33 protein-coding genes and 2 pseudogenes are annotated in these 25,609 nt (G+C 35.8%); 14 read left to right on the forward strand and 21 right to left on the reverse strand.

Annotation, left to right across the window (positions count from 1 at the left end; all coding sequences use genetic code 11):
* The first annotated feature begins 136 nt into the window (after positions 1 to 136).
* Genes AO058_RS00480 through AO058_RS00490 form a run of 3 tightly spaced genes read left to right on the forward strand, consistent with a single transcriptional unit; the run spans position 137 to position 1,952 of the window.
* Entirely contained in the window at positions 137 to 628 is a 492-nt protein-coding gene (locus AO058_RS00480; protein ID WP_156858123.1) for a hypothetical protein, read from the forward strand.
* A 4-nt stretch (positions 629 to 632) separates the two neighbouring features.
* Positions 633 to 1,430 (forward strand): tetratricopeptide repeat protein, encoded by a 798-nt coding sequence (locus tag AO058_RS00485; RefSeq protein ID WP_075324736.1) that lies wholly within the window; start codon positions 633 to 635, stop codon positions 1,428 to 1,430.
* A gap of 48 nt (positions 1,431 to 1,478) precedes the next feature.
* On the forward strand, positions 1,479 to 1,952 hold the full coding sequence (locus tag AO058_RS00490) for a hypothetical protein (RefSeq protein ID WP_075324737.1): 474 nt from the start codon (positions 1,479 to 1,481) through the stop codon (positions 1,950 to 1,952).
* A gap of 200 nt (positions 1,953 to 2,152) precedes the next feature.
* Here AO058_RS00490 and AO058_RS00495 read toward each other — a convergent pair whose 3' ends face one another.
* The 3 genes from AO058_RS00495 to AO058_RS00505 form a co-directional block, all read right to left on the reverse strand.
* Entirely contained in the window at positions 2,153 to 3,625 is a 1,473-nt protein-coding gene (locus tag AO058_RS00495) for a glycosyltransferase family 2 protein (RefSeq protein WP_083634106.1), read from the reverse strand.
* Positions 3,626 to 4,073: 448 nt separating this feature from the next.
* Entirely contained in the window at positions 4,074 to 4,985 is a 912-nt protein-coding gene (locus AO058_RS00500; RefSeq protein ID WP_075324739.1) for a helix-turn-helix domain-containing protein, read from the reverse strand.
* A gap of 11 nt (positions 4,986 to 4,996) precedes the next feature.
* Positions 4,997 to 5,377: a DUF7793 family protein gene (locus tag AO058_RS00505; protein ID WP_075324740.1), complete on the reverse strand. Its 381-nt coding sequence runs from the start codon at positions 5,375 to 5,377 to the stop codon at positions 4,997 to 4,999.
* A 287-nt stretch (positions 5,378 to 5,664) separates the two neighbouring features.
* Between AO058_RS00505 and AO058_RS00510 the strand changes: the two genes are divergently transcribed.
* Positions 5,665 to 6,498: an RteC domain-containing protein gene (locus AO058_RS00510; protein ID WP_075327833.1), complete on the forward strand. Its 834-nt coding sequence runs from the start codon at positions 5,665 to 5,667 to the stop codon at positions 6,496 to 6,498.
* 251 nt (positions 6,499 to 6,749) lie between these two features.
* Positions 6,750 to 7,028, forward strand: coding sequence for a helix-turn-helix domain-containing protein (locus AO058_RS00515; protein ID WP_442974343.1), 279 nt, complete (start codon positions 6,750 to 6,752; stop codon positions 7,026 to 7,028).
* A gap of 58 nt (positions 7,029 to 7,086) precedes the next feature.
* Here the strand turns inward: AO058_RS00515 and AO058_RS00520 are convergent, their stop codons facing one another.
* The 9 genes and pseudogenes from AO058_RS00520 to AO058_RS00565 all read right to left on the reverse strand — a co-directional run bounded on the left by AO058_RS00520 (position 7,087) and on the right by AO058_RS00565 (position 12,154).
* A complete protein-coding gene (locus AO058_RS00520) occupies positions 7,087 to 8,061 on the reverse strand; it encodes an alpha/beta fold hydrolase (protein WP_075324742.1) in 975 nt (324 codons plus the stop codon).
* Positions 8,062 to 8,631: 570 nt separating this feature from the next.
* Positions 8,632 to 8,964, reverse strand: coding sequence for a helix-turn-helix domain-containing protein (locus AO058_RS00530; RefSeq protein ID WP_075324743.1), 333 nt, complete (start codon positions 8,962 to 8,964; stop codon positions 8,632 to 8,634).
* 12 nt (positions 8,965 to 8,976) lie between these two features.
* Positions 8,977 to 9,308, reverse strand: a pseudogene (locus AO058_RS00535) (type II toxin-antitoxin system RelE/ParE family toxin).
* A 362-nt stretch (positions 9,309 to 9,670) separates the two neighbouring features.
* Positions 9,671 to 10,099: a DUF1801 domain-containing protein gene (locus tag AO058_RS00540; protein ID WP_075324744.1), complete on the reverse strand. Its 429-nt coding sequence runs from the start codon at positions 10,097 to 10,099 to the stop codon at positions 9,671 to 9,673.
* Positions 10,100 to 10,396: 297 nt separating this feature from the next.
* Positions 10,397 to 10,624 (reverse strand): hypothetical protein, encoded by a 228-nt coding sequence (locus AO058_RS00545; RefSeq protein ID WP_075324745.1) that lies wholly within the window; start codon positions 10,622 to 10,624, stop codon positions 10,397 to 10,399.
* A 222-nt stretch (positions 10,625 to 10,846) separates the two neighbouring features.
* Complete coding sequence (locus AO058_RS18305; protein WP_143083631.1) at positions 10,847 to 11,020, reverse strand: nucleotidyl transferase AbiEii/AbiGii toxin family protein; 174 nt, start codon at positions 11,018 to 11,020, stop codon at positions 10,847 to 10,849.
* Positions 11,017 to 11,304, reverse strand: coding sequence for a DUF6922 domain-containing protein (locus AO058_RS00555; protein ID WP_075324746.1), 288 nt, complete (start codon positions 11,302 to 11,304; stop codon positions 11,017 to 11,019). The genes AO058_RS18305 and AO058_RS00555 overlap by 4 nt, the downstream gene beginning before the upstream one ends.
* Positions 11,283 to 11,498 carry an XRE family transcriptional regulator gene (locus tag AO058_RS00560; protein WP_177195678.1) on the reverse strand — a complete coding sequence of 72 codons (216 nt, stop codon included), beginning with the start codon at positions 11,496 to 11,498 and terminating at the stop codon, positions 11,283 to 11,285. Before AO058_RS00560 ends, AO058_RS00555 begins: the two co-directional genes overlap by 22 nt.
* On the reverse strand, positions 11,495 to 12,154 hold the full coding sequence (locus AO058_RS00565) for a transposase (protein ID WP_075324747.1): 660 nt from the start codon (positions 12,152 to 12,154) through the stop codon (positions 11,495 to 11,497). The genes AO058_RS00560 and AO058_RS00565 overlap by 4 nt, the downstream gene beginning before the upstream one ends.
* Before the next feature lie 99 nt (positions 12,155 to 12,253).
* Between AO058_RS00565 and AO058_RS18610 the strand changes: the two are divergent.
* Positions 12,254 to 12,439: pseudogene (locus AO058_RS18610) on the forward strand (hypothetical protein); the annotation flags it as partial.
* A gap of 304 nt (positions 12,440 to 12,743) precedes the next feature.
* Here the strand turns inward: AO058_RS18610 and AO058_RS00575 are convergent.
* The 7 genes from AO058_RS00575 to AO058_RS00600 form a co-directional block, all read right to left on the reverse strand.
* A complete protein-coding gene (locus AO058_RS00575) occupies positions 12,744 to 13,379 on the reverse strand; it encodes a nucleotidyl transferase AbiEii/AbiGii toxin family protein (protein WP_250637708.1) in 636 nt (211 codons plus the stop codon).
* Positions 13,380 to 13,450: 71 nt separating this feature from the next.
* Positions 13,451 to 13,741 carry a nucleotidyl transferase AbiEii/AbiGii toxin family protein gene (locus tag AO058_RS18800; RefSeq protein WP_083634109.1) on the reverse strand — a complete coding sequence of 97 codons (291 nt, stop codon included), beginning with the start codon at positions 13,739 to 13,741 and terminating at the stop codon, positions 13,451 to 13,453.
* On the reverse strand, positions 13,742 to 14,353 hold the full coding sequence (locus tag AO058_RS00580; protein WP_075324748.1) for a DUF6088 family protein: 612 nt from the start codon (positions 14,351 to 14,353) through the stop codon (positions 13,742 to 13,744).
* Positions 14,354 to 14,448: 95 nt separating this feature from the next.
* Positions 14,449 to 14,634, reverse strand: a complete 186-nt coding sequence (gene tnpB, locus AO058_RS18905; RefSeq protein WP_075324749.1) for an IS66 family insertion sequence element accessory protein TnpB — start codon at positions 14,632 to 14,634, stop codon at positions 14,449 to 14,451.
* Between the two features lie 4 nt (positions 14,635 to 14,638).
* Entirely contained in the window at positions 14,639 to 14,923 is a 285-nt protein-coding gene (gene tnpA / locus AO058_RS00590) for an IS66 family insertion sequence element accessory protein TnpA (protein ID WP_075324750.1), read from the reverse strand.
* An 81-nt stretch (positions 14,924 to 15,004) separates the two neighbouring features.
* Positions 15,005 to 15,427, reverse strand: coding sequence for a type II toxin-antitoxin system VapC family toxin (locus AO058_RS00595; protein ID WP_075324751.1), 423 nt, complete (start codon positions 15,425 to 15,427; stop codon positions 15,005 to 15,007).
* Entirely contained in the window at positions 15,427 to 15,678 is a 252-nt protein-coding gene (locus AO058_RS00600; RefSeq protein WP_029035055.1) for a DUF6364 family protein, read from the reverse strand. The genes AO058_RS00595 and AO058_RS00600 overlap by 1 nt, the downstream gene beginning before the upstream one ends.
* Positions 15,679 to 16,973: 1,295 nt before the next feature.
* On the opposite strand from AO058_RS00600, the gene AO058_RS00605 reads away from it, so the two are divergent.
* The 8 genes from AO058_RS00605 to AO058_RS00640 are packed head-to-tail and all read left to right on the forward strand — an operon-like array spanning position 16,974 to position 23,836.
* Positions 16,974 to 17,261 carry a hypothetical protein gene (locus AO058_RS00605; RefSeq protein WP_075324752.1) on the forward strand — a complete coding sequence of 96 codons (288 nt, stop codon included), beginning with the start codon at positions 16,974 to 16,976 and terminating at the stop codon, positions 17,259 to 17,261.
* Positions 17,262 to 17,274: 13 nt separating this feature from the next.
* Entirely contained in the window at positions 17,275 to 17,559 is a 285-nt protein-coding gene (locus AO058_RS00610) for a hypothetical protein (RefSeq protein WP_075327835.1), read from the forward strand.
* A complete protein-coding gene (locus tag AO058_RS00615) occupies positions 17,546 to 19,969 on the forward strand; it encodes a TraG family conjugative transposon ATPase (RefSeq protein ID WP_075324753.1) in 2,424 nt (807 codons plus the stop codon). The genes AO058_RS00610 and AO058_RS00615 overlap by 14 nt, the downstream gene beginning before the upstream one ends.
* On the forward strand, positions 19,956 to 20,549 hold the full coding sequence (locus AO058_RS00620) for a conjugal transfer protein (protein ID WP_198036127.1): 594 nt from the start codon (positions 19,956 to 19,958) through the stop codon (positions 20,547 to 20,549). Before AO058_RS00615 ends, AO058_RS00620 begins: the two co-directional genes overlap by 14 nt.
* 2 nt (positions 20,550 to 20,551) lie before the next feature.
* Entirely contained in the window at positions 20,552 to 21,394 is an 843-nt protein-coding gene (locus AO058_RS00625; RefSeq protein WP_075324754.1) for a hypothetical protein, read from the forward strand.
* Between the two features lie 10 nt (positions 21,395 to 21,404).
* Positions 21,405 to 22,013, forward strand: a complete 609-nt coding sequence (locus AO058_RS00630; RefSeq protein ID WP_075324755.1) for a conjugal transfer protein TraK — start codon at positions 21,405 to 21,407, stop codon at positions 22,011 to 22,013.
* Between the two features lie 18 nt (positions 22,014 to 22,031).
* The gene (gene traM / locus AO058_RS00635; protein WP_075324756.1) at positions 22,032 to 22,991 is read left to right on the forward strand and encodes a conjugative transposon protein TraM; all 960 of its coding nucleotides are present in this window, start codon (positions 22,032 to 22,034) and stop codon (positions 22,989 to 22,991) included.
* Positions 22,992 to 23,002: 11 nt separating this feature from the next.
* Complete coding sequence (locus tag AO058_RS00640) at positions 23,003 to 23,836, forward strand: DUF4138 domain-containing protein (protein ID WP_075324757.1); 834 nt, start codon at positions 23,003 to 23,005, stop codon at positions 23,834 to 23,836.
* A 124-nt stretch (positions 23,837 to 23,960) separates the two neighbouring features.
* On the opposite strand, the gene AO058_RS00645 is transcribed toward AO058_RS00640, so the two are convergent.
* Together AO058_RS00645 and AO058_RS00650 are read right to left on the reverse strand one after the other, a co-directional pair.
* Positions 23,961 to 25,214 carry a type II toxin-antitoxin system HipA family toxin gene (locus tag AO058_RS00645; RefSeq protein ID WP_075324758.1) on the reverse strand — a complete coding sequence of 418 codons (1,254 nt, stop codon included), beginning with the start codon at positions 25,212 to 25,214 and terminating at the stop codon, positions 23,961 to 23,963.
* Positions 25,215 to 25,219: 5 nt separating this feature from the next.
* Positions 25,220 to 25,519, reverse strand: a complete 300-nt coding sequence (locus tag AO058_RS00650; protein WP_232228874.1) for a helix-turn-helix transcriptional regulator — start codon at positions 25,517 to 25,519, stop codon at positions 25,220 to 25,222.
* Between the last annotated feature and the right edge of the window lie 90 nt (positions 25,520 to 25,609).

Consider the following 25,609-nt stretch of genomic DNA (forward strand, 5'->3'; position numbering starts at 1 on the left):
ATTTATTTGGAAAAGCATTTTATCATTTTACTCATAATTAAGAGCATCAATTTCCGGCTAAGCTTCAATTATAATTTGTCCCGTTCAATACTATCTTCTGTATGTCATTTTTCATAATATACTTTAAACTTTACTATTGAAGAATAAAACCAACCTTTTCTTATTCACAAGTTTAGTAGTCTCATTTATGCTAACCGGCTGGCTGTTTTATCTTTCAGGTAAGCGAGTTGGAGATCTTTCCGTAAATGAACAGCAGGATGGTGATTTTCAGGTTTGCAATGAGGATAGAATATTTCAGTATTACAACCTGGATACCGATTATAATGGAGGTAAAAAAGCAATAAAACAAGAAATTCTCAGTAGGCTGGAAAGCTTGGATTTTAATAATCCGGGCTTAATAACAGCTCGTTTTATCGTGAATTGTAATGGGGATACAGGCAGGTTTCGCTATAAATCAACTGATTTAGATTTAAAAGAAATAAAAGTTAATAGCGAAAATATTAAAAAAATAAAATCTGCGGTATTATTACTACAGCACTGGAACTCTCCGGAAGAAAATAGGGTCTTCGATAGTTATTATGTTTTAAATTTCAAAATCAGGAATAATAAGATCTTAGATATATTTTAAGCGGATGAAAAGATTTTTTAAAATTCTCAAATTGGTTGTCGCCTCCCTGCTTACACTTTATTCTGTGATAATTATTTATTTCCTGTTGTTTTCCCCGGCGGAGAAACGCTATAATATCGCCGCTGATTTACAGGGAAGTTTTCTATCCCAAAATCTATTCGAGATTTTAAAATTCCAGGATCCGGAAAATGATGAGATCTACTTTGAGCAGTCTGTAGCGTTTAATAAAAGAGGTGAATATAAAAAAGGATTTGAACTGCTAGACCAGGCTGTAGACCTAAACCCAAAGGTACACCTGGGTTACCGAGGTTATATGAAACTTCGGTTTTTAAGAGATTTTAATGGTGCGTTAAAAGATTTCACTCGGCTGGACTCCTTAACCCCTAATTTTGTTGATGCGCCCTGGGGTGAAGACATTAATTTTTTGAGGGGAGAATCGTATTTCGGCTTAAAAGATTATGAAAAGGCAAAAGCTTATTTCGAAAAAAGTATAGAAACTCAAGGGACAGATTGGGTAGATATACAGGCATACGTGTATGCAGGAATTTGTGAATATAAAATGAATAAACCGGCTGAGGCTATCGCTTTTTATCAAAAAGCCCTTGAGCAATCAAAATATACGGTTGAAGCACACTTAGGATTAGCAAATATATACCTGGAAAAACAAGATATAAAAAACGCTGAAATACATGCAGATTTAGCGCAGAAATATTACAGCTATAAAAGGAATGATGGCTATAATGAATATTTAAACGAGGTATATAAAAAAGATATTGAACTACTAAAAAAACGATTCAAATAAACTCACAGAAAAATCACTCTAAAAATTAATCAATCTAAATACTGCAAAATGAAAATACTTAGTTTATTAGTTTTCTTACTTATAGGAATAACTTCAGTTTCCGCCCAGGAGATTGAAGCTGAAAAAGTTTTTCTGGGTTATAAGTTTACCATGAACAATAAGACCCTGGATTTTAAAGGAATGCAAAAACTTATGATCGCCGATGAACAGGCCACACGTTTAATTAAGAAAGCACGAAAAAACAATACCATTTCCACTATCCTGGGAAGTATAGGCGGGAGTTTTGTAGGAATTCCAATAGGTGCAGCGGTGGCTGGCGGAGATGCCCCCTGGGTTTTAGCAGGAGTTGGAGCAGCTTTTATTGGTGTGGCCATACCCATTTCTATCAGAGCCAATAATCAGGCGCATCAGGCCGCAGAAAGAATTAATCAGGTAAATTCATCACAACCTAATCCTTTAGTACCGGTCACCTTTAAATTCATAGGAAATCAGCAAGGGCTTGGACTGGCTTTATCATTTTAAATGACAGAGAAACCGATTCTTTTCTCTGGAAATATTCTCAAGCTTTTGCCTTAAGTTGAAGCTCCCTTCATAAGGTTTCAAAAAGAAAAAGCTGTTTGAAAATTCAAAACCTTTTCTCGAAGCCCGAAATTTCAGGTGAGATGAGATTATGCGTTTTCAAACAGCTTCTTAATTCCTAACAAATTAAAGTTAGGCCTCCTTTATTTCTTTTGCGGTAATTCACGGGTCAACCAACCTCTTTTACTGGCAGTTGCCATAGCGTAAGGTGTAATCCAGAACAAGCCAAACGTATAGAAAATACTATAGGAGTAGATCCAGAAAGATTCAGCTATATTATATTTTTTAGCATAGAAAAATGCCGGTAGACTAGAGAATATAAGGATACTCAATAGTGTTGAAGTAAGAAAAAGAACCGGATGCGCTATAAGCAGAATAAACATAATTATAATAGCAGGATAGGTTGTAAGCATACTCATCCACTGGTTTAATAATAGCAAACGTGGACCGGATTTTGAACCTGTTCTAAAGGTTTTAAATGCAAATTTAGACATCATCAGGTTTTCACGCACGTTACTTCTTTCCCAACGTGTAAACATTTTATGTAAACTGCTGAATTTTTCAGGGATATTGGTAAGCACATACGCATTCCGCTGGAATAAAACGTGGAAACCCTGTGATAAGATCATATTGGTCATGGCACGGTCTTCTCCAATATCGGTAGGTTTACCCATAAAGGTTTGGTTAATCCATTGAGGCAGACAGTTTTTTACTGCAGTGGCACGGTATGCTGCTAAGGCTCCAGGGGTACACAATACCGAACCCAGTACGCTTTGGGCGGAACGAATAAATTCAAAACTAAAAACAAAACTCACATTAAGCATTCTAGGAATAATCGCTTTTTGATTGTTTAACACACGAACATTCCCTGCGACAGCGCCACAGCTTTTATTGGTTACAAAGGGTGAAACCAGGTTACGTAATGTATCGGTTTCTACAATAGAATCACTATCCACCGTTACGAAAACCTCGCCAGTGCCCAGGTTGAATCCTCGGTAAAGTGCATGTCTCTTTCCCTGGTTATGGGGTTGCTGATAGATGGATACCCGGGTTCCAAGTTCTTTTTTTGCCAATTTCATCCAGTACCAGGTATCATCTTTACTCCCATCATCAATAGCGATTATTTGTAATTTTTCAGCAGGAAAATCACTGTTCACAAGACTTTTTAAGGTTTCATAAACCTGTTTTCCCTCGTTATAAGCTGGGACGATTATAGTAGAAAAAGGTAATTGGGCATCTGGGACTGAATTTATAGGTTTGTATTTAAAAAATAGTCTCGCCAGGTAGGTTAGAAAACCGAGCCTGAATAACAACAGAAGCCCTGCGATTATTAGCAGTACACTACCCCCGAGAGTATTTCTCCTACTTAGGTTAATCTCCCGGAAATCGGCATGAAAAAAATAAAAAGATAAAGCTGCCGCTATAAATAATAAGAATGTTCCTGCAATGATGAACAGGTGTCTTTTTGTAAAGCTTGCTTTTTTATAATCGGATGTATTGGTATTATTCTCTCTTACAGTCTTTGCTTTTTGATGCAACGCCTTTTTGGAGTTCGTCTTCTTCTGATCTTTAAAAACCTTTGGTTGAGCGGGGGATAAATCAACATTAGATATCATACTGTTTCTGTTTTTTATTTAACTTTCAGCCTATTAGTTTCTTTTAGCACCTAAACCATAATAGTCCTGTAGTATTTTTTTAGATCAAAGCAAGATCTATACCCGGACAATAACTGCTGAAAATGAACCAATTACCAAATACCTATGGTGAATAAAATGGGGTGAATATGGGAATGTTGGGGAGAAAATCTACATCAAAACAAAATCTTTTAAGAAAATCACCCTGCCAATTATTCAAAGTTTGCAGCTGGTTCAATTAAATAATTAATTACAATCGCCTTATTCCTGGCTTCTTGGCTTGGAGTCCGATATAACCAGTTTTAATAGTACACTGATTTTGACCTTGAGAACAGAACCTCTAAGGCTTACTTAATCTAGATTCTATTAGCCGCTAAGAGATATTTCTAAACGACCCAGAGTGTCGGATCGGTATAAATCCAGATATATTTTATGTGTTACGAGTGATTTTTTTATAGAATCTAGGAGTTAATTGAGTGAACTTTTTAAAACTCTTCGAAAAATGGGGATAGGAACTAAAACCCATCTTATTTGAAATTTCAGTTAAGGAAAGATCTGTATTTTCTATGAGTATTTTACATTTCCGAATGCGCTGCTTGTTGTAGTACTGAGTGGGAGTACAACCAAAAACTTCTTTGAAACCGTTTTTTATTTTATATTTATTGGTATTAAAGAGGCCTGCTAACTGATCTAACGTTTTTGGAGGCTCTTCCAAATGGTGCATAATATAGATATGGATTTCGTGAAATAGTTTTTGATCCCATCTTGAATAGGTTTTTATTTCAGAATTCTCGGGAAGTTCTGAGAAAAAATCCTCGGTGGTATCCATAAGGTAAGAAGTTACAGTATATTTTTCATCCCTCATACCGGTTAGCCTGGAGATTACAGTATGTAAATCAATTTTCAAAAGTTCATCAAAATGATATTCCAGGGTAATATTAAAAGATTGTTCATTTCCTTCTAAGAATTCCGTTATTTTTTTGGTCCATCTATCTTGAGATTTTTTGATTAACAATTCATAAAATGGTTTGTCAATAATAGTATTGGGATCAATTACAATATTATCAGGATGTGTATAACTATAATCCACCACCTTTAGATTTTCATCTAATAAAAAGGTAGCTGTACGAATCATCATAATTTCGGTTTGCCGGTTAAGCAACAAAAATTGATGTCGTTTCCTGCGTAGTTCTTCTGCCGTTTGATTTACATAAGCATTGAGCCCTTCGAGCTCATCCCTGTGGTGAGTTCTTTTTATTTGATAAGCAAAATTACCTTTTGCCATTTCAGTAAGCATACGGTATATACCACGTAAATTTACCCTATTAAATACACGTTCCATAATTGTAGGTTTTAATTAATTCTTCTTTGACTGTAGGGTTTTAAAAATTGTATTGCCTGGTTTCTATCGTTGAATACTTGAATGGGTATTTGGTGATTTAGAGTTTGAATATAGAATTCGGTAAGGCGGAGCGCCACTGGAGAGGTTACATAAAATGCTAAAGCTTTTATAAAAAGAGCACCTTCCTGAGCAAGGTAGTGCCTGGCATCTGACTGAGAATCAATCCGACCGGAAAGCTTACAACAAACGGGATATTCCTTGTTATGCTGAAATCCCATTCGCTCTTGCACAATCCTTTTTGCTACTTTTAAAGTGAAAATTAGATCCTCCTTATAATCTACGAATAGAATGCCATCAACAATACAATATTTACCATACTTACCTTCAAACATCAACGGGGGGATTTTCGTTTAAGTAGGGTTTTTTAAGCGAATACTTGGAAAAACCAGCTTATTCAACTCAAATATAAAAGATAAAGGTCAGAAATACTTATACATTTCAACAGTGAACTTGTGAATTTCATTAATTTTTGACTTTTTTTTATTTTTTTGAATAGCTAACTGATATAATTTGAGTTAATTTAATGACAGATGAGGATTTACCCTGTACCAATTCCTTAAACAAACCAAACTTGAAAATAGCCCAACAACGATTTTATTTATTTTCATTTACTACAAGTATGTTTGAAAAGGACATGGAGACATTTAGTGAAAACATCGAACGCTTAATTCATTCGGGGAAAACCGAGCTGAAAATGGCTGATGACGGGATAAGGTTGTGCATCCAAACCTTATCAAAACTTCAAAAACAGGTTGATAAAGAAGACTTTGAGGATACCCAGACGGAGATTGAGTTTTTCAAAAATATCAAACCCATACCCATGAGTTACCTGATTTATTTCACGGAAGTTCGATCCTGTGAACTAATGTTGCCCAAGGCTGGTGATTCTCATAAGGTTCATTATTTAGAAAAAGAAATTAAGAAAATTAATAAGTTCTTTTCCGCCAACCACAGTTTTGTGAATTATATGGAACAAAACAAAAATTACCTCGACTTCGAATTTTTTAGCCGGGAAGGGAGGAGAGATTTTTCCTTTAGTCCCGTTATAAATTATTATCAGAATCCCGAGTTTTCGACTACTCATGATATGTTATGGTCCAAGGTGCAAGCCCTTTACCGCTATATCCATTATATTAGGGAGAAACTAGAATTGATTCAACCCGGTAACAACAGTAATTTTCGAAAACGTCAACCCAATTTACTGGTATGGTCGGGCTGTAAAATTTCACTGGCAGAAGTAATTTATGCCCTATACCATGCAGGAGACATTAACCATGGAACTGCAGATCTCAAGACCTTATTCTCTGTCTTTGAAGATGTCTTTAATATCAAATTTGATAATTTTTATAAAACCTACGGGGAAATGAAAGCCCGAAAAGATCCGAGGGCAAAATACCTCCTTGAAATTGCTACTAACCTGGAAGCCAAAATGCGCAGAGAGGATGACAAATAATTTTCGAAGTATATCCTTACTACAACAGACCGGTAATACATTATTTCTATTGCATCTTAAGGCTAATTTCATAATACCTGATCCTTAATTTCAACAATTATTTTTGATTGGGGTCAAATGTTAAAGTTTTTCGTACTACGAAGAATATGGGGAATTATTTCCCTGAAACATTCTCATTTTTATAGAACAATTATTATTAAACCGGGCCAGGAATTATAATTGCTATTCCCAGTCATAAAAAGTGTTCTATTATGTCAACACCAATTACCAGAGATGATCTTCAGGATTTTAAAATGGAGCTACTCAGAGACATTAAACAGCTGCTTAACCAACAGAAATCAACTAAATTAAAAAAGTACTTAAGATCGTCAGAAGTTATGGACTATTTACAAATCAGTCCAGGGACACTTCAGAATTTACGGTTAAACGGTACACTTCCCTATATCAAAATTGGCCGTATCATTTATTACGAACCAGCGGAAGTCCAAAAAGTAATGGAGAGGAATCGTATACTAAATTTAGGCCTATAAAAAGTTTTATTCTTACTAGCCTGCAAGCTGCCTAATGAATGGAACACTGAGTAAACCTTCAACTTCGGTTTTCCTGTCTAAGTGTTTCTGCCATTGAAAGTAATTTCTCATTAATAATTTCGGCATTTTCTTTTTTTGTAATTATGGAACCGTGATTTGCATCCATATAAAATTGTTTTCCCCTAGTCGATAGTTCTTTCAGTTCTTTTTGCATCTTGAACCATATCTTAGGATCACCATACTGTTTATTCGCTGTAAAAACCAAGACAGGTAAGGAATCTAAATTCTTTGCTCTACCTGCTCGTAAAAGAATATCATCATTTATCTTATTTTCTTTTACATACCTACGATAAATATCCCCTGAATATGAAGTCAGATCCAGTTTACGATCCTTGGCATCTTTTGGTAGGTGTTTATCTATAGATTTTGGATTAGTTATTTCATAATATGCTCCCGTTATTCCCATATCAGAAAGTATTGCAACAGATTTTATTAAGAATACTTGATTTTCATCAAACATTTCATTTGCTGCCAATCGTTCCCATTGTTCGGGATGACTCGAATCCAGGAAAACCATTCCTTTTACTTCATTTGGGTACAGGTCTCGGAATATTAGATTATAAGGACCACCCATAGAGTGACCTGCCAAAATATATGGTGGTTTTTCACCATTTTTTTCTAGTAATTTATGTAATTGGCGCGCATAAAATTCCGGGGTAATACTGTCTTTACTCGATTCGCTAAACCATTTTCCTTCTCTGTCATAGCGCACAACTCTCATATCCTTTTTCAATCCTTCTGCAACCCAATGAAATATATCTGTATCACCACCTGCACCTGATTCAAGGACAAGGGTTGGTAAATCATTCTTTTCACCCTCTGCTCTTATATGAAGTTTTGTTCCATCAACATCAACTAATTTCCCTGGTGGAAGTGGTTTTGAACTAAATAAACGGAAAGCTAATCCTGATATCAATAACAGTATTAGAAGTCCTGCTAAAATATTACCAGTCCATTTTAAAATTTTCTTCATCGAAAGCTTTCTTTAAAATTTTTCAAGGTTTGCGTTTTGCAAGTTATTAAAATAGGGAATTGGATTTGGCGAATTAGCAGTTTATATTACTGATTTCGAAAATTACATTTTTTCCACAATTGCCATATTGCGATAAATATTTGTTATAGAAATCTTTTTCATATTTTTTCTTTTCCAATGTATTTCAGCCAAGGCTGTAACCATTAGCTGGTGCTGCAAGAAATTGAATATTTAGATCTTTAAATTCTTTTGAGCCTTCTTTGTCTGTATTTGTTACAATAGGGTTGTCTTTAATGTCAATTTACCCATTGGATTAAATTTTATACCTACATTGAAATCTACTTCTGCATAAGAAAGATTTTATGCTCTTTCTCCGAAAATCTCAAAATCGACATCATAGGTTCTGTCTAATTCCATTTCAAATATTTTCGACCATTGATTTAAGTATAAACCTTGTAATTTGTGGGATGAGCAGAAAAACTGTCCGTCAATTTCTATTTTTAATGGTAGTCAAGTATGTTTTTTAAATAAATATTCCGCAATTCACGTTTTCATTGCTACCTCTAGTGCCTATGCTACTTTAAAATCTCCATCTTTCATTTCAACACTAAATTTGATATTAGCTTTTAATGCTCGGAAGATTTTTAAAATCGTCTCAATAGTTACATTTTTTGCATTCCGTTCTAGTTTGGAAATTTGTGATTTCTGAACTCCGACCAATTCTCCAAGCTGCTCTTGGGTCAATTGTCTTTCCTTTCTGGCAGATCTTATCATTTCTCCTAAAACTTCCAATTTTAGGTCAAATTCATATTTGTCGCGCTCCTTTGTTCCAACTTCTCCAATGTGTTTGTCTTTCATTTGGTCGAGCGTCATCATTTTCAATTTTTTCTTTTTGATTTCCATAACATTTGATTTTTATTGATCAAAATATTCGTTTTTTATCTGTTTTGCTTTTTCAATTTCGGATTTTGGCACTTTGTCGACTTTTTTGATAATTCCGTGTGTTGAAATTACAAGTGTTTCAGTTTTTTCCGTTTTATCCCAGAAGGCAAATAATCTATATTGAAGTCCGCTAAATTTGGTTCTGAACTCCCAAATATCCTCCGTAAGTTTCTTGAATAATTTCGGGTCGTTTACAAGTTTCTCTTTATCTAAATTGTAGTAGATTTTTTTCTCGTTTTTTGGTCTAGATTTTCAAGAAAGTCAATGGCCTGTTCTAGAAATACCACTTCAAATTTTTTCTCCATTGAGATTCATTTGTAATTCTTAAACAACAAAGGTAATACAAAGTTGCAATATATGGAAACTTTTTTTACTGATGTGGTTGCCTTACAGGTAAGGTTCCATGTCGAGGAGTAAAGGGAGTTCTCGAGTCACCGGATATGATATAGAGAAGTTAGCCAGCAAGTTACCTAACATATTAAGCACTTTCCCACCCCATCACCGAACCTCTCGTGCTATTACGATGTCAAAAGGCTCTAATCTAAAATTTTCATTATCGAACCGCCGCCGCATACGAGACCTTTAAGTACGGTATTGTAGAGGCGATGTCCGCCAGTTTCTGGTGGAGCCATCTATTCGATTGGTCACTGGCTTTTTTTATTCAACTTCAAATTCCCAACGTAATTTGTTCTTTTACCTTATGATAGATCAAGGAAGCCTTAATACATTCTTTTAACTCTAATTCTGGAATTTTCTGGTTTAAGTGAAAGACAATTGCTCGTTTTCCCTCGTATTGAAATTTGTGATCAAAAACTAACCTGAAAGTATCAACCAATCTACTCGTACATTGGAAATACATTGCATATTGGTCAGGTGTTTTTTCTTTCCAATCCATTCGCAAAGTACTGCCGTTTTTAGTAACAAAGCTGGGTTCTCCCCATTTCAATGTTTCTTCTAAAACGGTTATACCTTCGGTTTCTTCTGCTGTTTCAATTACCAATTCACGCAGATATTGCATTTTATCGCGAACAATGTCGGGATAACTCGCAAAAACTGTCTCTACCTTTGGGTCTGTCTTTAATGTTAATTTACCCATTTGATTGAATTTTTTATACCTTTATAGAAATCTACTTCCCTATGCAATATGTTGTATTTACTTATTCACAAGGGATCAGGGTGCTTATGCGGTACGAGTGTTGTACAAACTTTAAGAATTAAAGAAAATCAAAGTCTTTAAAAACAAAATACAGATTCCCTCTCTATCGTATTTTATACTTTGGGAATTCAATATTTAAATATCTACATAATTCTCTTAAGCGCATTCTAAATTGGAGTTTTGCTATTTGCCAAGTAACCGCATTATTCATTTTTAAAATATTATCATGCGAATGCATCATCTTGTCTTACTTACCTTGTAACTGCTATCAAACAATAATAATAGTAAGGGATTATCTATTACCGATTCTTCAGTATCAATATCAAAGATGTTTTGGTCTTCTTTATTGTTGAATTGCTTGTATTTTTCCAGTAAATCTTTATACAGCTTGATAAGTGATATTTCTTCCGTGGTATAATATAAATCGTAAATATCTTTTTTGGCCGGACGACTGGAAGCACTCATTAACTTAAATAAACCAATATCCCTTACAGAAAACAAAAGTAAACCTTCTATTGTTTATACAGGGTCTAAAGCTTTCATATTTTGAATAAGATCTACCTTAATGGTCACTTCGTCTTTCTGAATAAAGAAACGTAAAAAAGTAAACTGATCACTTAACTTCATTGGATCCATAAAGTTAATAGCCCTATTCTCAAAATGGTTTTCTACTTCTTGTTGAATTTCTTAAAAACCTTTAAACCCAATAATTTCTGTACAAAATAAATCGATGTCTATCGATTCTCGATGATCGTAGCGAACAGCTAAGTTTGTTCCTCCTGCCAAGGCAAAAGACTGTAAACTTTTTAAGCTTTGTAATTCTTTTATGCTTTGATAAAGTACCGGACTTACGGCTTTCATAGCGAGTAACGGATAAAAGGTTTTGCGTTATAACGTTTGGTTACCAACTCACATATCTCATTGCTAATACGCTCTTTGGTATTTCTAAGAATACTAATAATCTCTTTTTTAGAATAGATTTCTTCTAATCGTTGAATATCATTCTCAAACGTAGCTTGCGTTGTGGCAAATAAAGCCCTGGGAATGATAATAGCTTTATCTTCTTTAACCGATAATCTACTGGCATCCAAATCCCAAAATAAGTGCTTAGGGAACTTTTTTGCTATGTTAACTTGTTTGTGCAAGCTTTTAATTTGTTACAAAGATACAAAATAGTAGAGTAATGTTCTTCCGCTCGTTCATAATCTGCCACTAAATCTGATGACAGGTTTAATTCTATATAGTCAGGAGCTTCCGTGTTTTCGATATTATCTGGGTTTTGCAAAAGCTTTTCAATACGATGAAGTATGGCTTTATACTCTTTTTCTGTCTGTATCATATCAAATATTTTTTATGTCTGGCTTTGACTTCCTGTAAAAAATCCGTGATACCGTTGGAAGTAAAGGCTGAACCGGTCCTGAACCAACTGTGGTAGAGCATTTTTAATTCGCTTACAAAAATCAAGAGTGGATGATAGCTCCTGGAACCTTTCTTTATAGGATTATATCCTTTGGCGGCCCCTGTCTGATTGCCGCAAACTGTTTTGACGGTCGAATCGGCATCCAAAGTTATGCTGGCCAATTTGCTCTTTTTCAACCAAGCTGCATTTTTGCCAAGTAACAGCTCCTGTAACTTGCGTGCACCACCTTGTTCCATTTTTTTTAAGGTGGCCGATATTGCATTCTGGTTTATACCTTTGTCAAGTTTCAATAAGGTCTTAATCAGTCCATCATTACTGAAGTTGGAGATTTTTTTGATCCGACTGACTCCGCTTATGGAGGCCATTACAATAACTAATAAAATCTGATCTTTACCGAATTTTGTGGCGTTTTGCCAGTGGGTGGGGAAGGAACTACTGAACATTTGCACCAAGCCCTGTTTGTTCATAAATCGGAGGATAGGGTTGAGACCTGCGTATTTAGTAAGACGATTCCCTGAGAATGAATGCTTTACAACTTTCGCTTTTCCGTTTAGTTTATTCTTTGTACTTTTCACCTTCAAAGTGATGTTTGTTTTATTTTATATTTTGTGTTAACAACTTAAATATAAGTAAAATACATCACTTTTTTTTATTTCCATTTTACGATTTTAGGTAGTAGAAAATTAATTGATTTTTGCATTAAGCACCAGGCGGGTACGCTAATTTTATTAAATCAAGAAGATAAAATTGAGATTGCTAAACAGGAAGAATTTGTACTGCGAAACTGGAGCTATTATGAATTAATGACTAAAATAAAATACAAGGCCGAAAAAGCCGGTATTGAACTTATCACAGATTGACAAATTTACGAGGGTGCTTGTACACCCGCAAGGTTGAAAACTACACTCACTAAATGCGTTTAGCATATACAACGGCGTGGGCTTTCTTATATTAATTAACTGAATGAGATTCAGCTAACTTTAATAGTCCAAAAGATTTTAGACTGAAAATAAGATAATTTAGAAGAATAAAATTTTGTGTTTATAACCAGTAAGGTGAGATTTTTAATTAGCTTCTCTAAATGCATCAGCCATATACGTAACATAGGCTTTGTTAATTAGATAAAAACTAATCCGAAAAACGATTGCTATTTCATATAATTCACTAGGTAATTTTATTTATGCGTTTATTTAATTGATTTAACTTATCAATTAAATCCTCGAATGGTTCAGTTTTACCATAGAACATACTTTCCTCCATTGCAGAATAATCCCTTTTGTATTCTTCCATAATATTTTCTGGTGGTAAGTATTTTAAGGTATCATAGTTATGTTTGGAATAATCTAGCCAAGAAATTTTAGTGAGCTTACTTCGGTGATCAACAATTGTAGCATACAAATCTTTGTCTTCTAAAGCTTGATCTAAGTATCTTGTTTCCATTAATTTAGAAATATCATATAAATGCCTTGTCATACGAGCACTTCTAATTTTTCGATCTTTTGGTTTTTGAAATTCTTCGTGAAGCAAGAACATTTTTTCTAATAGCGTTCGAGATGGAAGAACCGTAGGAATTTCGATTTTATCACCACTAAATTTTTGATCTGGATAAACCATACTAATTAAAGATTTTAATTCTCTCAACTGATAAGGTTCGATCAAGGATCTTGAACTAATTTCGATTAATATTCTGGGATGAAGGTATTCCTGCTTTTCTACTAGCGACTTATACCGTAATTCAATTGCTAGCGGATCAGTATCTGACTCTTCGAATTCTGTAATGCTTATTTCAAATTCTTTCACACCCTGTTTTGATAGGGCTTCATTCAATTGTTCTTCAAACTTTTCGCTTACATATTTACAGGATGCTTTTCTTATTTTTTTACTTGAGTTCTACTTAAATCTCCTTCAAAACCAAAAAATGATCTATCGATTGCTAAATCAATATCTTCTGAAAACCTTTCAATTATACTCCACGCCTTGCTTAATGAAGTTCCACCTTTAAAAACCAAATAGTCTTTTAATTCAGTGCTAAAAACTGCTTTCAAAGCAATCATTACCCATAGATCTTTTTCGATAGCCACAGGGAGTAAACCTTTTTTCGAACTAACTTGATCTATAATTAATTTTCGATCCTTTTCACTTAGATTAAACCATTCTTCCATTTATTCATCGCTATTTTCAACAGACTCCTTAATTATCTGATTGATCCATACGGGCACTAATTGAATGTCTTTTTGGATCACCTCAGGGTCAACTTGTTTTAGTACTTCTTTTATTTTTTGTCTGACTTTAGGTGTAATGTTTTCCTTACCTAATTGTTTCAATGCCTGTATTATAAGAATGATCTTATCGCTTTTTACTGAAAATATTTTGGGAGAAGCTGTTTTAAATTTAATACTACCATTATTAATCTTGATTGATCGGGAAGAGCCATCGGTTAAATAGACTATATTCATAGGTACTTGAGTTGAAAGACCGAGTTTATTAAGGGATTGATTTCCTGTAGGAATTATCCGAGCCTTATCTCTTTTTGCAATAGCTAATGCAATCTCTTCTGTTGTAGGTATTAATTCACCTAAAATAGGATGTTCTTTAGGATATAAATAAATTCCGTGAGCTAGTCTTGTCAAAAACCCATCTTCTTCTAATCTATTTAAGGCTTGTCTAATAGCTGTAGAGGAACCTAATTTAGTAAAGTCAGACGGGAAAAAAATTTTTCCTCTCTTATAATTACTAATCTTATTTTTTACTCTATTTTCAATAGATTCAGGCATTTTTTATTTAAAATTCTGTCACAAATATCCTAAAAATTTGTGACAAAATAACTATTACAGATGAGTAAATTAAATTGAAGAAATGTAAAGGGCAGTTAAAATTCCCAGTGCAGAAGTTTGATATGAGTAGCCCGGCGGTTGATGAATATAAAAACATCGCTACTGATGGGATCCTTTCCCATCTGAGCGGTAACCAATCCCGATAGGCCATGGAAACCCTTTCTCATATCGCAGGCCTGGTTATAAAGGTAATATCGGTTAGAGGAACTTAAACTGAACATGGGACTACAAGTTTACCAGGGCTGCTAGTTGATTCAAACCAATACCACTGACTTCTAGCTGTACTCCATTGGGATATCGCAGGCGATACTGCAAATGAATAACAGCTGCTTTATCAGGAGTGATATCTACAAATCCATCCGGAGCTTCCGGTTTCCTGTTCTTCCATTTTTTAATCCAGTAGTAAAAATTACTACGGGTTATCCCATGATGGTGACAAAAATCTTTTTTACTTAGACCGCTAACTTCCCATTTCTCGATTAACTCATACATATAGACTTGCTTATCCATTTCTTTTTTGTGGGCAAGCTAGAATTTATCTTAAGTTTACAAAAGATGTACTTAGCCAACTGGATACGTTTTTATATGCTGTTAGCTACTGGCGGTCCCCCGCAAATATGTTTCAGGAGTCATTACTGCTATCTCACTCTTTTTATAATCTTTAATATTTCTGGTTAAAACAATACTTATTTTACCATTTTTAACTGCTGAATAATTTTGCAGCGCATCTTCAAAATCTTTGAAATCTGAGTTTAATGAATCAAGCACTACTTCTTTATCAATTTGTAAAACATCAACTATTGTCAAAAGTTGTTTTATTTTTTCAATTACGATATTGTGTTTAGCAGTTTTTCTAAGTAAATAATATGTATTACAAATAATTACTGGAGTTGTAAACCCTTTTAATTTATTTTCCTCACATAAGTTTAATATTTCTGTTGCAAACTCTGCAAATGGTTCTCTGTCAAAGAAGAAATCTAAAATAACATCAGTATCAATAAGGACGTTTTCCATTATTTATATTTTTCTTCTAAACGATTTCTCAGTTCTTTTTTGTAGTCCATATCTTTGGGCATTTTGAAAGATCCTTTTAGAGATTTCACTATAGGATTCAGTTTTCTATCCTTTTGTTTTTGTTCTTCTTTGGTGAGCATTTTTAAATAGTTTTCAATGATGTCTGAAAGACTACGATTTTTTTCTTTAGCGTAATCTTTTGCCCTTTTTATGATTTCTTGCTCTATTGTTAATGTGAGTTTAGTATTCATGACCTTTTTATTAAAAGTTATAAATGCAAATATAAAGAAGAATAATGCTTACACGTGTTGTTTTATAAAAATTAACACACTTTTCAATCCGCTTGTAGCTAACGTTGATCTAACTGCTGTAGTCGCTTTTCCGCGGCTATTGCAGTTAGATGGTGTTGTATGCTGTTTATCTTATCTGCCAGGATCAGGTTAACAGGGACTGTTGATTGCAGCGCAAAAATAAAAAGACTTCTTTTAAGGTCCGTGCCCCGGTTACATTGTGTTTTGAAGTAGATCTAAACATCCGTGGAATAAGGGACGGGCTACTCCAATTGTCCGTACAGCTAAGGGAAAAAATTAAGGGAGTTGACCCATAGACTATTTCCAAAACTTCAACTACCTTAACCTCAAGTATTAGTAACGTGATAACGTTTGGATAGTTAAAAAACTCTCCACGATCTCATCGCTAAATACTTGGGGACGCTACCAAAAGGTATGTCCTTCTATTTCCTTTAGCTGTAGCTCCGAAAATCAGCCCAGGATCCTCAAAAGATGACCATTCGCTGCCAGCAATAGTATACAACATAGCGATAAATGCAATATTACATTTATTTGCAAATAAACCTGTTGTGACATTTTTTTTAATTCTATTGAGATTCTCCTCCTTCTCTGTAATCTATCCTGAACCTGAAATTTTAAAATTTCTACCCTATGCTCAGCAGATATAAAATGAGAAATTCTGTTTTGAATAAGCCCATAAATTCTAAGCAAATTATCCATATATGACTCTATTTGAAAGATGGAACAGCAGCTGGTTTGTAGTCTCCCATCCGTTTAATGAAAGAGTATTGATTCCTGTATCGTCAAAATAAAGACTAATCCGGTCACTAAGGATTACTCCAGTACACCAGCATTGACATCTGCTAAAACCCAGTTCCAAAAGAATCCAAGAACAATGATTCAACATCTTGCGAAATTCTGGAAAATTGAAACTTCACACCTACAATAGCAAACTATTGCTTATCGATGGTATCCTTTAAGTGAAAAATCGCGGTTCTTATCCAGGAAAAAAATAATTTTCAAGCAGTAAAAATTACAAAATTGACGTTTTTGCTCTCTTCCTCCATTCCCATATTTAAAGTTATTAACAGCCCTCTTCCAAATTTTCATAGAATTTAATATCAAATAACAACATTTAAAATCATTAGACATCAAAGAATATTTTATTAACAAATATCTGATTTACAGATACTTAACTACTTAAATTCCTAATTTTCTCATAACGAAAACGAGTCAATAATTTAAAACTATCCGTTATGAAAAAATCAACCTTCCTGGCAACTTCTTTCTTGTTGCTCTCAACAAACCTTTTTGCGCAGATCGGTGGGATCGAAGATTCCGTAGCAGAAATTTCAGATACGATCAGGAATATCTTCCCCATTGTACTGGGAATAATCTTTTTGGTTGGCTTCCTGTTTAACATTGGTCATTTCTTCGGTGAAAATTCCGATATGAAAAAAGGATTGACCCGGGTACTCATTTTTGTACTGATCTCTGGAACAGTAGTGGGCATCTTCTCCTACTTAATCACCATAGTTGTATAAACCTGAAAGTAATATGAAAAAATACGAACCTTATAGGAACATTCGAAAAGGCGCCGTGATCTTTGGACTAAGCCTTCCCCTATTTGCACTGATGATGATGTGCGTAATTGCCAGCTTACTGGTAATTATTTTCTCATTTAGTTTAGGGGTCATTCTAAGTGGGCTGGTTTTTAATGTGGCCCTATATATCGGGTTGCTTCGCTTAAGCAGACTCATAGAGTTTTTCCAAATGACCGGAGTCTTTTCCAAAATCATCAGTAACAAAAGAAATTCAAATATCAATTATGAACAAGATTAAACTTTCCTCCCACTGGCCTATTGGGGATATCCAGGACAACAGCATTTTTGCCAATAATGGTAACGTGGTGATGTGTTATGAGATGATCCTACCCGAAATCTACTCGTTATCCGAAAAAGATTTCGAAGACCTGCACACAGTCTGGTACCAGGCTCTCAAATCACTACCGGTAGGTACGGTGGTACACAAGCAGGATATTTATACAAAACAAGCTTATAATAGTGAAGCCTTACCCAGGGACACTTTTCTGGAAAAAACTACTCACGATTATTTTAAAGGAAGGCAATATTTAGAGCATCGCTCCTACCTATTCTTTAGCCTCACGAAAAACAAAGCTTTAAACCATGTAAAATATGTCAATCCCTTCAGAAAAATTTCCAGCAGTGCCCTCCGGGAGTGCGATGCTAACCTGCAAGGTTTTATGCAATCGGTACGTGATTCTGTTTCCTTTCTGGACAATAGCCGTAGGTTTTCGCTTAAGAAATTAAGCGCCGCAGGAATTATCAAACTGACCCAAAACTATTTCAATGGTTTTAATGAAGGTTTCGATACGGATATATTACTGGAAAATAAAAATGTAACTATTGGCGGTAATCATTTTGATGCCCTGGCCATCAACAGTGAACTGTGCTTTGGCGAAAGAGTACAAAGTAGCAAGACCAATGAGAAATTCACTTCAGACGATTTTGTATTTCACCAGGGGTTTATTGATGGCATAGGGCTTACGCTAAATGAAAACCATATTGTCAACCAGGTGCTGTATTTGGATGATAAACACAAATGGCGCAAACTCCTCGATAAAAAAATAGAGGAACTCAGCAAGAGCTCCAATTTTGGATCCCAGAACAAGGTGGTTCTGGGTAAGATCCAGGAGATTTTGGAAAAGATCAATAAAGATGATAATGCCCGGATCATACGAGGCCATCTCAATATTATCTATTGGGGCAAGGAGCTTTCGAACTTAGAAGGTATTCGATCTAAAATCAAATCTGAATTTAAAGAGCTTGATATCACACCATATTATCCCAGGGGCGAGGAACGCAAAAACTATATTCTCAATAGTTATTGCTGCTTTTCTTCGAATTTTTCCAACGAGGATCTTTATGTAACCGACCTGAAACACGGATTATGCCTGCTGATCAATAACACGAATTATAAATCAGACAATACCGGGATTATTTTTAATGACCGGGAGCATAATATCCCGGTAGTAAAGGATGTTTGGGATGAGCATAAAAAGCGCATCAAGGCACGGAATTTTGCCATCTTCGCTCCCACCGGGGAAGGAAAATCCTTTTTAGCCAACAATATCCTGCGACAGTATTTTGAAAGTGGGGTTCGCCTGGTCATTATCGACCTGGGAGGATCTTATACTAAACTTGCTAAACTCTACCCGCAGGCATATACCGTACTGCGATATGAGAGTGGTAAAAATTTAGGGATCAACCCATTTTACAGCTCCAATTCCGAAGAATTAAGCCCAGAACACCTGGAAGATCTTTCCGTGTTTTTATTTGAACTGCTGGCTTCTGATTTAAAAATTAGTAAGGCACAATCCGTTTCTATAAAGAAGATCCTGCGGTATTATTATAAACGTAAGGCTGAAAATCACTCCCTGGAGAGTTTCTACAATTTTATCGAGCAACATCAGAAGACTTTGCTCGACACCCTTAAAATCCATCCCGACTACTTCAATATCACAAATTTCCTGCACGTGTTATCGGAGTATGTCGGAGATGGTCTATATAGTTTCCTCTTCGAAGGAGACCAGGACCAAAGCTTTAAGATCGAAGACAAACGCCTTATCATTTTCGAACTCGATGAAGTAAAAGATAATAAAGAAATTCTTTCAGTGATGCTCAAGCTCATCAAATCGGCTATCCAGCGTAGCATTTGGAAAAACCGGGCCGAGAAAGGCATAATCCTCTTCGATGAGTTTGCCAAACAATTAAAATTTGAAAATGTCCTGGAGAGTGTGGAGTTTTACTACCAGGCCATTCGTAAACAAAACGGGGCCATAGGAATCATCCTCCAATCCATAAATCAACTTCCCGGAAACACCACTTCGGCCAGTATCCTGGAAAACACCCAGGTCATCTATAGTCTTAATAATGAAAAAGGATATGATGAGCTAGTTCGAAGGCTACATCTTTCCAGTCACGATCTCAACCAATTAAAATCGATTAAGAACAAGCTTTCCGGACAGCGAAAATATACCGAGATATTTATCAAAATCGGCAAAGAAAGCAACATTTTCAGATTAGAAGTACCGCCGGAAGTCTATGCCGCCTACCTCACTGACGGGTCCGAAAATACCGTTATTATGGACAATTTTAAACTGACCGGAGATATGGAAGCAGCTATCAAAGGATTTGTAAGCGCAAAAATGAAACAAGATGCAATCCATTAGAATAATCAGACACAGAACATTGATCATTACCACGGCATTAGCGCTATTATTGCCTGCAAGCGCTGCCTGTCAGGGGATGCCGGTTTATGACAATACCAACTTTGTAAGCCTTGTAAAATCTTTGGTAGAATCAGCCAAACAAACCGCAAACCTGGTTAAGACCGTTAATTTTCTAAAAGCTCAAAAAGAAAATATTGAGAAGGTCAATAGTGTGATCCGCGACTTACAAGCCGTTCGTGAGATTGGCCGCAATAATGAGCGGCTCATCGCAGTAATGCAAAATGACCTTCGGGATATTTTGGACTCCCCTTATATCAAACCGGGTGAAGTCACTAAAGTCACAGAATCATTTAATAGTGTAGTAGAAAACTCTCTGGCAACTCTGGATTTTATCGACGAGATCTTATCGAGTGACCACTTAAAAATGAGCGATGCCGAAAGGGCTGAAGTCTTAAAACAAAAAGAACTGGAGTCCAAAGAAATGGTCACCGATGTACGCCTGAAGACAAAACGATACCGGGAAATCATTTCCTTTCGGAAAATGCAGGATAAGATCAATAACCGGGAAACCACTTATTAAAGATGAATGCTACAATTATTTTAGCCCTCGGCCTGGAGTATATGGATAGTGTCTTTCAAACTATTCAGAATAGCGAGTTTTCCCGCTACACCATTGTGGGAATAAAAGCCCTCGCGGTGCTATTCTTCCTGGTGAACATCCTCAAAAAATATAACGAGGGCGTTGCGGACCGGGACGGATATACCTGGGGCTTATCTCCGGGGGAGCTGGCTAAAAATTTTGTGGTAGTGATTTTAGTGATTTTTTCAACCCAGATCCTGGGCTTTTTCGATGGCGTACTGGTGGCCATTGAGAACCAATACCGTGAAACCGCCCCTATGCTCCTACCCTTGCAAATGCAAGAAATCCCCATTGAAGAAGAAGTTTCTGCAATGGACGCCATGCGTAAAGCCATGGCTCTGCTTTATGAAGCTCTGGTCACCCCCTTGTATGGATTAAAAACACTTGCGTTTTTGATCAGCTTGTTCCTATGGATGCTGGATTTGTTCATCTACCCACTTTTCCTTGCAGAACGTTATTTTCTATTGGGCATTATGCAGGCTTTCTTTCCATTGGTACTAAGCCTTGCTGTTTTTGAAAAATTCCGGTCGATGGCCTATAGCTTTTTTAGGCTCTATGCCGCAGTTTATATGCTTGTTCCGGCATTCTTCCTGGTCAATGTTTTTATCAACGCGATCTATACCGAGATAAATACCAATTTCTGGCAGAACCTCTTTGGGACAGAATATGGTAGCAGCTTTTTTGCACCCGTGGTAGAGTTGGGTTCCATAGCTTTTATTGTTTTTCTAAAATTCAAATTATACCGGCGTGCAATCACTTTTACTTTAAGATTATTCACCAACTAAAAACCATTTTATGGAAACACCATATCAAAATATTTATAAGGTTCTAAAACTGAACAGGTTTATTGTACTTAGCGTGGTTATTTGCAGCTTTCTTACCAGTACTCTTGCACTATGGACTGCATTTTCCACCAGCCGGAAAGCTTTAAATTCTGCTTTTGCCATTAATACCGATGGTAGTATCATTCCCTTAACACTGGTTACCCAAAAAGAAAATTTCCGGGTAGAAGCCCTTGCACATTTGGAATTGTTCCATTCTTATTTCTATGATATCGATGCCAGTAATTATGAGAAAAATCTGGAAAAAGCCCTCTGGCTGGGAAACAGCTCCGTAGACAACTTGTATCGACAGAAAAAGGCTGATGGAGTGTATAACCGCCTGCTTCAATATTCCCTGGTACAAGAAGTTCTGGAAATTGATTCGAAACTGGAAGAACAGGAGGATGTATACTATTTCCGGGCCAAAGTAATTTTTGAGCTCAACAGGGGAAGCATTATCGATACTTATGAGCTTATTAGCACTGGTAAACTCTTACCGGTAGACCGTCATTTTCCCAACAACCCTCACGGGCTTTTGATCACGGATTATTTTGAAAACAGTTTAAGAAAACTCGCGGAATAACTTTTAAAATTAATAAAGATGAAAATAGAGAAAAGTAAAATCGTATTTGTCAGCATATTGGTTGTGATCGTGACTTTCCTTATCACCTATACGATAATGATAACCGGAGATGACCCGGAAAACCACTTTCTCAAAGAAACAGAAGTACCCGAGTTAGAAGAAGATGATCAAAGAGTATATGAATCCAAACTGGATGCTATAAATGATTTAAAAGAGGTCCGCGAAAAAAGTGCTCCCAGTATCTACGAAGAGAAATTAATTGACTCCCTAGGCTATTACGATCCTAATTTACCGGAAAAAGAAAAAGAGCGTCTGATCGATAGTATTTATTTATTAGGACAATCCAGGCGAGAACAAATCAGGGCGGCCACCAAACCCATCGAAATACCTGAAACAATCAAAGAAAAAGCTTTGGTCACTACTGATACTCCTGGAGATGAAAAGATCAAAGTCAAAGAAATGGGATTGGAACATCAATTATTCTTTGCTTCTGCCCCTAAGAAGCCCGAGCCGGATATAATAAGTATTACCGCTAAGCAGATCAATGTAGTGGTTGATGGCAACCAGGTAGTCAAGGCCAACTCCCGGTTGCGAATGCGGCTTTTAGAACCTAGTTTAATTAGTGGTATACCTATTCCAAAGAACACCCCAATTTTCGGGTTTATCAGCTTTCAGCCAAACCGGGTTTTAATCGAGATCGAAAATATCATGCATCATCCTACAAGCTTAAAAGCTTTTGACCTCCAGGACGGTAGTGAAGGGATTTATTTAGAAAATAATTTCCGGTCGGAGGTTACCACGGAAGTCCTGGATGATATAATCAGTGATATCAATATCCCAAGCGTTCCCCAGGTAAGTGGCATCAGCAAAGTATTCCGGCGCAACAACCGAAACGTAAAAGCAACCATCCTTAATAATTACAGATTGATTTTAAAAGCCGATAAACCTGAACCAAAATGGGAAATTGACAACCAATAAAAACAAGCATTATGAAAAATTATATTTTAACCACGGCTGCTCTACTTGCATTTCTTTTCACCTGTGCACAAACAGAGGAAAAGCTGGATACTATTTTTGCCAATGAACTAAAGAATGTTGCTTTATTCTTTCCGAGTCCAATTAGCCAGGGAATTACCGGGAACGACCATTTTGTTTTCACTTACAATAGGGAAAAACAACAGCATTTTGGGCTATTGCAGGCAAGACCCGGAGAAGAAAGTAATTTGCTCGTTATAGATGCAGCTGGCTCGGTTTATTGCTATATTATAAAATATAAAAAAACACTGAGCAGGTTAAATTATTTTATCGGTAAGTCTGAAAGCATAGGTCCTGAAAAGGCTACTGCTATTGATACAGTAAAATCCGTTAAGTCAGAAAAAGAATTAAGAAATAATAGTCATTATTATCGAAGCTATAGTAGATATTTATTAAGTAAAAAAGAGCGGATTGGCAGGATTAGTAAAAAACAGCAGGGGATCGAGCTAAGCCTTGAGAACATAGTATTTAATAGAAAGGAATTGTATTTCGTAATCTTAATTGAAAACAAATCCAGCCTGGATTATGATTTGAATTACCTAAACCTATCGATCCACACCAGGCAGAAAGGAAAGAAAAAATCTTCACAGCGAATTTTGAAAAAACCTATATTTCAATTTGAAGTCCCGGTTAAAATAAGAAAAGGACGGGCCACCAAATTGGTTTATGTATTCCCGAAATTTTCCTTATCCAGGGATCGAAGGGCCGTATTGGAGCTAAAGGAAAAGGATGGAGAACGTGATTTAAAACTGAAAATATCTCACCGATTTATTAATAATCCTAATTGATAGATAAAGTTCCACTTGTAACAAGAAATGAATACCCATATTATATTTCACATTTTCCTTTATTCGATATGATTTTTTATCACTTTTAGGTAAATTGGAAATGATAATTTCAATGACTTTTTTATCAGAGATATCTAAAGGCGGGACTCATAATCTCTATTTCCTTATTTGCAATTCCTAGTTTACTTGCCATAGATTTCCAGTCTTTAACCACGGTCAAAACTTCCTTTAGAATTGTTTCCATCCCCTCCTCATTCAATCTGCAAAACTTCCCTATACTTCTTGCCAAATCGAAGTCCAAAGCATTATCCTCCATATCAATATTCAAGGATAGGCCGTCTTTCTCAACGGATGGATTTAAATCATAGGCCGGCGACAATATCCAACCTTTTTCTTTTAATATAAAACCGTGATTCCTTAAATGGTCATCCGTATTTGAAACCGCAATATTAAACACAATTCGCCGCCATAATTGATGTAGGTTGGTTTCTACATCCACACCATAATTTTCAATGAATTCGATAATTTCCAAATAACTGGGTGAATCATCTTTGATTATTTCTTCCGTATTTCCTGTCATAGTCATTGCTGAAGCAAAATGAATGCGATTTCCATTATCCCTATCGAATCGTTTGGTCAAAAAAGTATGATATTGACCAGTTATTTTCTCTATTTTAGATTCTGCGATTTCAATACCTGATGCAAGGGCAAGTTTATAAGCTAAAAATTCCCAGGCAGCCTTATCAATTGTATCTGTCTTTGATGGAAATTTTGCAATCCATAGATTTTGCTGAGCATCTAATATATTGGCCTTTGGACGTGCACCCCCTAATGAGGAACCAGAAGCAATAAGTACAGCAATCCATCTTCTAATAGCATCACTTTGGTCGTCATTCTCTAATTGGTTTACCGCTTCTTGAAGTTCACCAAGTGAGGACCAGGGTGGTGTTGGATTTTGGTTATCATTATTCAGAAAGGGACCATCAAAATCAGTTTTAAATCGTAACGCTCCCATTCTGCTTTCATCATACACCCCCAAAAGATGATCTATCTCATAGAGTTTCTTTATTTTTTCATCCTTAGCTCGCGCATTCTGGGCTGCTCGCTGTTTCATTAGGGTTTTACCCCAGGTATCCGGTATACTATCTAAAAAGATTCCGAAATTTTCTTTGTTTGGTGGGTATTGCGGTCCGGAATAAAATGCTATATCAGGGTCTAACAATCGGTGCGCATCTGTTTTTAACCAATTCTTGTCATACTCAAAACTAAAAGCCTTTTTACCTTTTGCAAAGTGAGCAGAAAGTTTTCCAATCAATGTTGGTTTCTTCAATGCTATCCAGTCTGCAAATACATATATATCAGATTTTTCTCCTGCCATAACACTTATAATAAATCTAAATCTTGCAATTTTCTTCCGAACTCATCATCTACTGCGAGTTTTAAAAAATCATCTTGCAAATTAAACACTCTAAACACATTAAAATACAATCCTATGGCAACTCCGGGATCCCCTTTTTCAATGCGGTATAGGGTTGCCCTATGGATTCCTGCCCGCTCAGATACTTGCGCTGTAGTAAGTTTTCGTCTCTTTCTGGCAAGCTTTATGTTTTCTCCAATTTGCTCAAATATTTTTCGATGTTTAGGGAGGAGAATAGTTTTTTTTGAAATCATAATGTCGCTCATTTACAACAATTTTATATTTTTTGTTGTAAATGAGCGACATTATAGAGTGAACAATTACATTTTTAGAATATACTCACCTTCTATCTCCCT

The sequence above is a fragment of the Salegentibacter sp. T436 genome (genome assembly GCF_001932675.1).
Classification (GTDB): domain Bacteria; phylum Bacteroidota; class Bacteroidia; order Flavobacteriales; family Flavobacteriaceae; genus Salegentibacter; species Salegentibacter agarivorans.

What these genes read in the sequence shown, in the direction of transcription:
- AO058_RS00625 (WP_075324754.1), top strand. Translation starts at nt 20,552, where the DNA reads ATGAATGCTACAATTATTTTAGCCCTCGGCCTGGAGTATATGGATAGT.
- AO058_RS00495 (WP_083634106.1), bottom strand. Translation starts at nt 3,625, where the DNA reads ATGATATCTAATGTTGATTTATCCCCCGCTCAACCAAAGGTTTTTAAA.
- AO058_RS00490 (WP_075324737.1), top strand. Translation starts at nt 1,479, where the DNA reads ATGAAAATACTTAGTTTATTAGTTTTCTTACTTATAGGAATAACTTCA.
- AO058_RS00615 (WP_075324753.1), top strand. Translation starts at nt 17,546, where the DNA reads ATGAACAAGATTAAACTTTCCTCCCACTGGCCTATTGGGGATATCCAG.
- AO058_RS00510 (WP_075327833.1), top strand. Translation starts at nt 5,665, where the DNA reads ATGTTTGAAAAGGACATGGAGACATTTAGTGAAAACATCGAACGCTTA.
- AO058_RS00650 (WP_232228874.1), bottom strand. Translation starts at nt 25,519, where the DNA reads ATGAGCGACATTATGATTTCAAAAAAAACTATTCTCCTCCCTAAACAT.
- AO058_RS18305 (WP_143083631.1), bottom strand. Translation starts at nt 11,020, where the DNA reads ATGAAAGCCGTAAGTCCGGTACTTTATCAAAGCATAAAAGAATTACAA.
- AO058_RS00630 (WP_075324755.1), top strand. Translation starts at nt 21,405, where the DNA reads ATGGAAACACCATATCAAAATATTTATAAGGTTCTAAAACTGAACAGG.
- AO058_RS00505 (WP_075324740.1), bottom strand. Translation starts at nt 5,377, where the DNA reads ATGTTTGAAGGTAAGTATGGTAAATATTGTATTGTTGATGGCATTCTA.
- AO058_RS00600 (WP_029035055.1), bottom strand. Translation starts at nt 15,678, where the DNA reads ATGAATACTAAACTCACATTAACAATAGAGCAAGAAATCATAAAAAGG.
- AO058_RS00485 (WP_075324736.1), top strand. Translation starts at nt 633, where the DNA reads ATGAAAAGATTTTTTAAAATTCTCAAATTGGTTGTCGCCTCCCTGCTT.
- AO058_RS00530 (WP_075324743.1), bottom strand. Translation starts at nt 8,964, where the DNA reads ATGGAAATCAAAAAGAAAAAATTGAAAATGATGACGCTCGACCAAATG.
- AO058_RS00640 (WP_075324757.1), top strand. Translation starts at nt 23,003, where the DNA reads ATGAAAAATTATATTTTAACCACGGCTGCTCTACTTGCATTTCTTTTC.
- AO058_RS00520 (WP_075324742.1), bottom strand. Translation starts at nt 8,061, where the DNA reads ATGAAGAAAATTTTAAAATGGACTGGTAATATTTTAGCAGGACTTCTA.
- AO058_RS00610 (WP_075327835.1), top strand. Translation starts at nt 17,275, where the DNA reads ATGAAAAAATACGAACCTTATAGGAACATTCGAAAAGGCGCCGTGATC.
- AO058_RS00620 (WP_198036127.1), top strand. Translation starts at nt 19,956, where the DNA reads ATGCAATCCATTAGAATAATCAGACACAGAACATTGATCATTACCACG.
- AO058_RS00595 (WP_075324751.1), bottom strand. Translation starts at nt 15,427, where the DNA reads ATGGAAAACGTCCTTATTGATACTGATGTTATTTTAGATTTCTTCTTT.
- AO058_RS00580 (WP_075324748.1), bottom strand. Translation starts at nt 14,353, where the DNA reads ATGCCTGAATCTATTGAAAATAGAGTAAAAAATAAGATTAGTAATTAT.
- AO058_RS00500 (WP_075324739.1), bottom strand. Translation starts at nt 4,985, where the DNA reads ATGGAACGTGTATTTAATAGGGTAAATTTACGTGGTATATACCGTATG.
- AO058_RS00540 (WP_075324744.1), bottom strand. Translation starts at nt 10,099, where the DNA reads ATGGGTAAATTAACATTAAAGACAGACCCAAAGGTAGAGACAGTTTTT.
- traM (WP_075324756.1), top strand. Translation starts at nt 22,032, where the DNA reads ATGAAAATAGAGAAAAGTAAAATCGTATTTGTCAGCATATTGGTTGTG.
- AO058_RS18800 (WP_083634109.1), bottom strand. Translation starts at nt 13,741, where the DNA reads ATGGAAGAATGGTTTAATCTAAGTGAAAAGGATCGAAAATTAATTATA.
- AO058_RS00545 (WP_075324745.1), bottom strand. Translation starts at nt 10,624, where the DNA reads ATGAGTGCTTCCAGTCGTCCGGCCAAAAAAGATATTTACGATTTATAT.
- AO058_RS00605 (WP_075324752.1), top strand. Translation starts at nt 16,974, where the DNA reads ATGAAAAAATCAACCTTCCTGGCAACTTCTTTCTTGTTGCTCTCAACA.
- AO058_RS00515 (WP_442974343.1), top strand. Translation starts at nt 6,750, where the DNA reads ATGTCAACACCAATTACCAGAGATGATCTTCAGGATTTTAAAATGGAG.
- AO058_RS00560 (WP_177195678.1), bottom strand. Translation starts at nt 11,498, where the DNA reads ATGATACAGACAGAAAAAGAGTATAAAGCCATACTTCATCGTATTGAA.
- AO058_RS00645 (WP_075324758.1), bottom strand. Translation starts at nt 25,214, where the DNA reads ATGGCAGGAGAAAAATCTGATATATATGTATTTGCAGACTGGATAGCA.
- tnpA (WP_075324750.1), bottom strand. Translation starts at nt 14,923, where the DNA reads ATGGATAAGCAAGTCTATATGTATGAGTTAATCGAGAAATGGGAAGTT.
- tnpB (WP_075324749.1), bottom strand. Translation starts at nt 14,634, where the DNA reads ATGTTCAGTTTAAGTTCCTCTAACCGATATTACCTTTATAACCAGGCC.